6 protein-coding genes are annotated in these 6,000 nt (G+C 38.3%); all 6 read right to left on the bottom strand.

What is annotated here, in order from left to right; translation table 11 throughout:
• Positions 1–142: 142 nt before the first annotated feature.
• Positions 143–994 carry a MurR/RpiR family transcriptional regulator gene (locus V7112_RS12790; RefSeq protein ID WP_335420109.1) on the bottom strand — a complete coding sequence of 284 codons (852 nt, stop codon included), beginning with the start codon at positions 992–994 and terminating at the stop codon, positions 143–145.
• 220 nt (positions 995–1,214) lie between these two features.
• A complete protein-coding gene (locus V7112_RS12785) occupies positions 1,215–2,093 on the bottom strand; it encodes a prephenate dehydrogenase/arogenate dehydrogenase family protein (RefSeq protein ID WP_335420103.1) in 879 nt (292 codons plus the stop codon).
• 14 nt (positions 2,094–2,107) lie between these two features.
• Positions 2,108–2,791 carry an RraA family protein gene (locus V7112_RS12780; RefSeq protein WP_335420100.1) on the bottom strand — a complete coding sequence of 228 codons (684 nt, stop codon included), beginning with the start codon at positions 2,789–2,791 and terminating at the stop codon, positions 2,108–2,110.
• 110 nt (positions 2,792–2,901) lie between these two features.
• Positions 2,902–4,410: a tripartite tricarboxylate transporter permease gene (locus tag V7112_RS12775; RefSeq protein WP_335420097.1), complete on the bottom strand. Its 1,509-nt coding sequence runs from the start codon at positions 4,408–4,410 to the stop codon at positions 2,902–2,904.
• Positions 4,411–4,419: 9 nt separating this feature from the next.
• Positions 4,420–4,869 (bottom strand): tripartite tricarboxylate transporter TctB family protein, encoded by a 450-nt coding sequence (locus V7112_RS12770; RefSeq protein ID WP_335420094.1) that lies wholly within the window; start codon positions 4,867–4,869, stop codon positions 4,420–4,422.
• Between the two features lie 117 nt (positions 4,870–4,986).
• Complete coding sequence (locus V7112_RS12765; RefSeq protein WP_335420091.1) at positions 4,987–5,973, bottom strand: tripartite tricarboxylate transporter substrate binding protein; 987 nt, start codon at positions 5,971–5,973, stop codon at positions 4,987–4,989.
• Positions 5,974–6,000: the final 27 nt, after the last annotated feature.

The raw sequence follows: 6,000 nt of genomic DNA, 5'->3' as shown, positions 1-6,000 counted from the left end.
TGTGGTTTAAAAAGACTAAAATAAAAATAGACGTATGCCAATTCATACGTCTATTATGGTATCTTTTAATGAAAATGAATCCCAAAATGGAACCCTTTGAATGGAGAGCTAAGTACACAAAGGTTTTGCAAGGTGCGTATCCCTAGTTTAAATAATGATAATTCATTCCTGTTAAAATGGAATTAACTTTATCAAGTCGGTCTTTTGTTTTTTCAGGATAGTTAATTGCAAGAGCACTGATTAAATAATCCGCAACAAACATTGATGGCACCACAGAATTATGAAATGCAATACTGCTGGAATTACACGGTATAATCAAATCAGAATTTTTAGCGAGTGGTGATGAGTAACTATCCGTAATGGCTATCACATGTAATCCATTGGCTTTTGCAGCTTCCGTTAATTCAATAATTCTTCTAGCGTATCTTGGAAAGCTAACGGCAATCAGTAAATCATTAGAATCCATGCCCACTACACTATCAATCCAATCACTCATATCCGCCACAACCATTTGAGTGTTGCCAAATAGTCGATTTAATCCTTGTGTAAGATACTGCGCAACTGGTAATCCACTTCTTACGCTTGTACACATGATACGATTTGCAGAAGCAATCATGTCTAATGACTGTTCAAGTAGATCCGATGAAATCATATCAAGTGTTTCTTGTAGACTATTGATTTGGCTTTCTGCATAGCGGCTCCATAAATTATTTTCATCCAATCCCTTTATGTTCGCTTCTAGTCTCGTTTGAGGTGCTGCTTGATTTCGAAGGTTTTCTTGAAGTCCCTTTTGAAATTCAGCATAACCCGAATACCCAAGGCTGAATGTCAACCGCATAATCGTAGTTGTACTTGTTTTAACAACTCCCGCTAATTGATCGACCGTTAAAAAAGCAACATCTAAAGGGTGCTTAATAATATAATCTGCAACTTTTCGTTGAGCTTCTGTTAGTTCTGATATTTTTTGTTGCAACTTTACAATTGGATCTACCATATTTTATCCCCATTTTAGAATTTTGTAGTAATTTTTCCGCCATTTTTTTCACAAGAAAATTTTATCACATTCTTGGTTTTTTGTAAAAATGGGATGTTTCTCCAATTAGTTCCTTCCGTAATAAGAAAACCACATGTCCCAACGCACGCCTCCACTTAACAGTAACCCTGGAGTAGCCTTAGGATGTGGTCAAAATAAATCCATCTAGAAATTTTAATTCTTAATTTGCTACCTTACATGCTTCAATAACTTGGAGCCAATGCTCAGGTTTTTCACCTTTAAAATAATCCTTCAAATTCATCTTAGAGAGATCTTCAAGTTTTGCTTTCGCTGCTTTTGACATGGAAGAGTCAATATTAGCAGAATCCAGCATTTCGATCGTTCCACCGAGCTCAATCGAACGTCTGAGTGCATGTATGGATGAGCCGGTCACGAGACGATTCATGGTTTCTTCAAATGTATGTCCTTTCATTGATTCACTAATCGAATCAACAACAAGTTTATCGACATTAAACGCATGAGCTGCTTCCAATAGTTCTACATACAATGCGGCAACGCCCTTCATGTAAATGCTTCGAATTAACTTCACTGCTGTAGCCTCTCCTGGTACTTCACTTACTTCTGTAACGTTCATTCCGTAAGGCAGCATAAGCTCGATAAATGAAGTAGCTCCATCTCCACTCGCAAGCATAGGAACCTTATGTTTATATACCGGTAGTGAACCCATCATTGCTACGTCAACAAATTTCGCACCCTTTTCATTTACAATTGTAGCTACTCTTTGCTTTACAATAGGGCTAGCAGCTGAAACATCAATATATATACAATCATTTTGTAAATGAGGCTGTAATTGTTTACTTACTTCAAGTGTCTTATCAGCTGGCACCGCAACCATCACGATCTTAACCATTTGTAAAACCTCTTCAGGTGATTCAACAAGTCCAACCTGCGATTTCTGTGAACGACTCTGCACCAAATCACTGAATGGTGCCTCGTTCCAAAGCGGATCATATGCAACTATTTTTGATAAGCCTTCTTGCTTTAAACCTGTTGCTAATTCAAAAGCCGCTTCCCCAAATCCAATGAATCCTAATTCCATTTCTCCACCCCCTCTTAAATTGAAAGTTCCTTTATTTTCTTTTCAAGCCAAGGTGGAGCAATACTAGCTATATCAGCATTTCCTTGTTTACGATTTTCTACATACGTAGCAATTGATTCCAAACGTGTTTTTTCATATTCAAGCTTGTTTTCGGCTTCTTGAAGGATATCTTCTATTTTTTCTCTCGGTACGACAACAACACCATCTTCGTCACCAATTATTAAATCTCCAGGGTAAACAGCAACTCCTGAACATGAAATCGGTGTATTAATAGCTCCTGGCCCTTCTTTAAATGGACCATTTGGAATAAAGCCCTTTGCAAAGATTGGGTATCCCATTTGAGCTAGCGTTTCTTTGTCACGAACAAATCCATCAATGACAATCCCTTCATTTCCTATCGCCTTTGAAGCGTCTGCCATCAACTCGCCAAGATACGCATTTTCTGTATGTGCCTTCCCATCTGCTACGAGTACATATCCTTCTCCACCCGTATAAATACCTTGATGTAAAAATAGATTATCTCCAGGACTAAGTTCAATCGTTAGTGCTGTTCCCACAACCTTCATTCCTGGTGCAACTGGTTTCATCGTATGTTCCATTGAACCCGTACGGCCCATTGCATCTGAAATTAGTGTCGTATTAAGCTTTTTGGCGCGTTCGATCAATTCTTTCGAAACAAGAGGTGCAATATTAGTCACGAACAAACTCTCCCTTTTTTAAAAAATGATGTGATATATTTTTCGATTAAATAAAGTGTAGTAATTTTTACGACTATAAAAACCAAGAATTGGGCTAAAATAGCCCATCATTACATTTCAACATCTTCATTGACAATCCGCTTATCTTTTATTGTTGCGATCACACTTGCAATAATAGAAAGGATTGCAATTACCAAAATCGTACCTGAAATAGGACGCATAAAGAACTCGAAGAAATCTCCCCTAAAGATGGTTAACGATTGGATTAAAGTTTGTTCCATCAATCCACCGAGTACAAAGGCTAAAATAATTGGTGCCAGCGGAAAGTCAGCTTTTTTCAGAAAGTAGCCAAGAATTCCGAATACTAACATGGCACCTACATCAAACATACTATTGTTTAATGCATACGTACCTACAATCGTAATAATTAGAATGATTGGAAAAAGTATTCTAAATGGAACCAATGTTATTTTTGCCCATAAGTTCGCCATCGGTAAATTCATCATCAATAAAATGGCATTCCCGATAAACATACTAGCGATAACTGCCCAGACAAAGGTTGGGTTATCTTGAAACAGTGCTGGACCTGGTGTTAATCCATGCATGACAAATGCACCAAGTAAGACGGCAATTGTCGGAGAACTTGGAATACCTAGTGTAAAAAGAGGGATTAATGCCCCACCAGAGTATGAGTTGTTCGCTGTTTCTGGACCTGCAACTCCCTCTAATGCGCCTTTTCCAAATCGTGAAGGATCCTTTGCTAGTTTCTTTTCCATTGAATAGCTTAATATTGTTGGAATGACTGAATTTGTTCCTGGAATCAACCCGATAAAAAACCCTAATATACTTCCACGTCCGATTGATTTCATTGTTGGCTTCCATTCCTCACGTCTAGGAAGGAGTCCTTGGACCTTAGGTGGTTTTTCTGCATTAGCGCTTAATTTCGATTCTGCATTTAGAAACAATTCAGATAAGCCAAATAACCCCATGGCAATCGCAATAAAATCAATTCCACTCATTAAATGCGTTTGGCCAAACGTAAATCTCAACACCCCAGAGCTTAAATCTTGCCCAATAAAGGCTAAGGACAATCCAAATAGTGCGCCTAAAAGTCCCTTGACTATTGATTTCCCCATCAAGCCAAGGAGAAGGGCTAATCCTAAAAACACCATTGCAAAAAATTCTGGCGGACCAAAATTAAGAGCTAATTTTGCTAGAGGAGGGCCGACTAAAATCAAACCAATAATGGATATACATCCTCCGATAAACGAGCCTATTCCTGCAATCCCTAGTGCTACGCCTGCTCGCCCTTGCTTTGCGAGGGGGTGCCCATCAAGACAGGTTATTAAGGAAGCCGATTCACCAGGAGTATTAATTAATACCGATGTAATCGTACCGCCATACATTGCCCCATAATAAATTCCGGACAACATAATAATGGCGGAAATGGGTTCAAGCGCAAAGGTTAAAGGTAGTAGTAAGGCTGTTCCTGCTGTTGGTCCAAGACCAGGAAGGACTCCGATAAACATGCCAAACGTAACTCCGATTAGACAATATAATAAATTTGTCCATGTAAGCGCGGTCTCGAACCCAGAAAGTAAATACATAAGTGTGTCCATAATAACCTCCTACCAACCGTATTGATTAACAGGCAAAGGTATATCTAGTGCTACACCAAATACGAAAAAAATGATTAATATCACCAGTGAAGACAAACCCAATGCCGAATACCATTTGTAACCCCGTTTAAATAGAATAAATAACGTGATGATTCCTCCACAAACAAAGCCAACAAACGGAACAATGATCATAAAAATAACGAATGACCCCATACAGGTCAAAACATTTATCGCTCCTTCACCCTTCGGCATTACATCTCCAAGCTTGATAATTTCCTTCTTAAGAGACAATACAATGTTGAGAAGGGACAGAACGATAATTAGACCTCCTGCCCAACGTGGCAAAAGACCAGGTCCCGGTCCATAGTCGCTGTAATAATCCATTGATAATGATTGCCAAAAAATGATTCCACCGAATATGAGAAAGAACAAGCTCATATAAACACCAAGATTTTTCAAAAGACATCCGTCCCTCTTTTTGCTAATGTTTTAAAGAATCACCTGCAAATACTAGCAGGCAATTCTTATAGAGTTAAACTAGATAACATGTATACTTCTTATCTAGTAATGAAATGATTACTCCCATCCAAGCAAGCTCTTAATCCCAATTAATTCTTGCTCAATCCCTTTCATCTCTTCTAAATAAGCTTCGCTTCCTTTATAATCAACCGCAAGGCCAGAATCAGCTTGCTTTTTAATATGTTCTTCATTTGTAATTGCCTTTTCAAATGCATCACTTAACACTTTCAACACTTCTTCATCAAGCCCTTTTGGTGCTGCAAAACCACGGGTTGCACTTGATAACACGCCTTCATAACCACTTTCTTTCAATGTCGGAACATCATCAAAAAATGGAGTTCTTTCCTCAGACAGTACTGCAATTACATTGATGTCATTAGTCTTTTTCAGATTGATCACATCCACAACATTCGCAAACATTACGTCAATATGTCCACCCATTACAGCAGGTGCTTGTTTTGCAGAACCTTCTGTATGTACGGGAATAAATTTAGTGCCAAATTTCTCATTTAGCTTCAATGCAGCAATATGATCGTCACTGCCAACACCTGTTGTTGTAATCGTAACTTCATTCTTTTTTGCATATTCCATTAACTCTTTCACATCTTTGAAACGAGTCTCATCATTGTTAATGGCAATGACACCTGGATCTGATAAATGGCTTGCGATTAAAGTAAAACTCTCTAGGTTTTCTTTTCTTTGTTGTTTAGGGTCGAGATAACCATTAATGATATTCGGCGTTCCAAGATATCCAATTGTATATCCATCAGGTTTTGCATTAGCCAATTCTGACCATCCAATCCATCCAGCTGCGCCCGGACGATTTACAACAGTAACCGGTACACCGAGTTCTTTTTCTAAATATGGCGCTAAAATACGTGCTCCTGTGTCCATACCTCCACCTGCTGCAAAAGAGACAATCAACGTAATTGGTTTATCTGGAAATTTATTTTTCGCACTTGAAGTTTTAGGAGAAGCACCTCCACAAGCAGTAAGAACAGTAACTAACATTGTGATCATTAAAAAGATGACTATTTTCTTCATTTTTTTACCCCCTACGTAAAAGTATTT

This window comes from Bacillus sp. JJ1566 (assembly GCF_036962685.1).
GTDB lineage: Bacteria > Bacillota > Bacilli > Bacillales > Bacillaceae_L > Ferdinandcohnia.
Note: the sequence above shows the minus strand (reverse complement) of the source record. Positions and strands in the feature narration are given on the sequence as shown.

What these genes read in the sequence shown, in the direction of transcription:
- V7112_RS12790 (WP_335420109.1), bottom strand. Translation starts at nt 994, where the DNA reads ATGGTAGATCCAATTGTAAAGTTGCAACAAAAAATATCAGAACTAACA.
- V7112_RS12785 (WP_335420103.1), bottom strand. Translation starts at nt 2,093, where the DNA reads ATGGAATTAGGATTCATTGGATTTGGGGAAGCGGCTTTTGAATTAGCA.
- V7112_RS12775 (WP_335420097.1), bottom strand. Translation starts at nt 4,410, where the DNA reads ATGGACACACTTATGTATTTACTTTCTGGGTTCGAGACCGCGCTTACA.
- V7112_RS12765 (WP_335420091.1), bottom strand. Translation starts at nt 5,973, where the DNA reads ATGAAGAAAATAGTCATCTTTTTAATGATCACAATGTTAGTTACTGTT.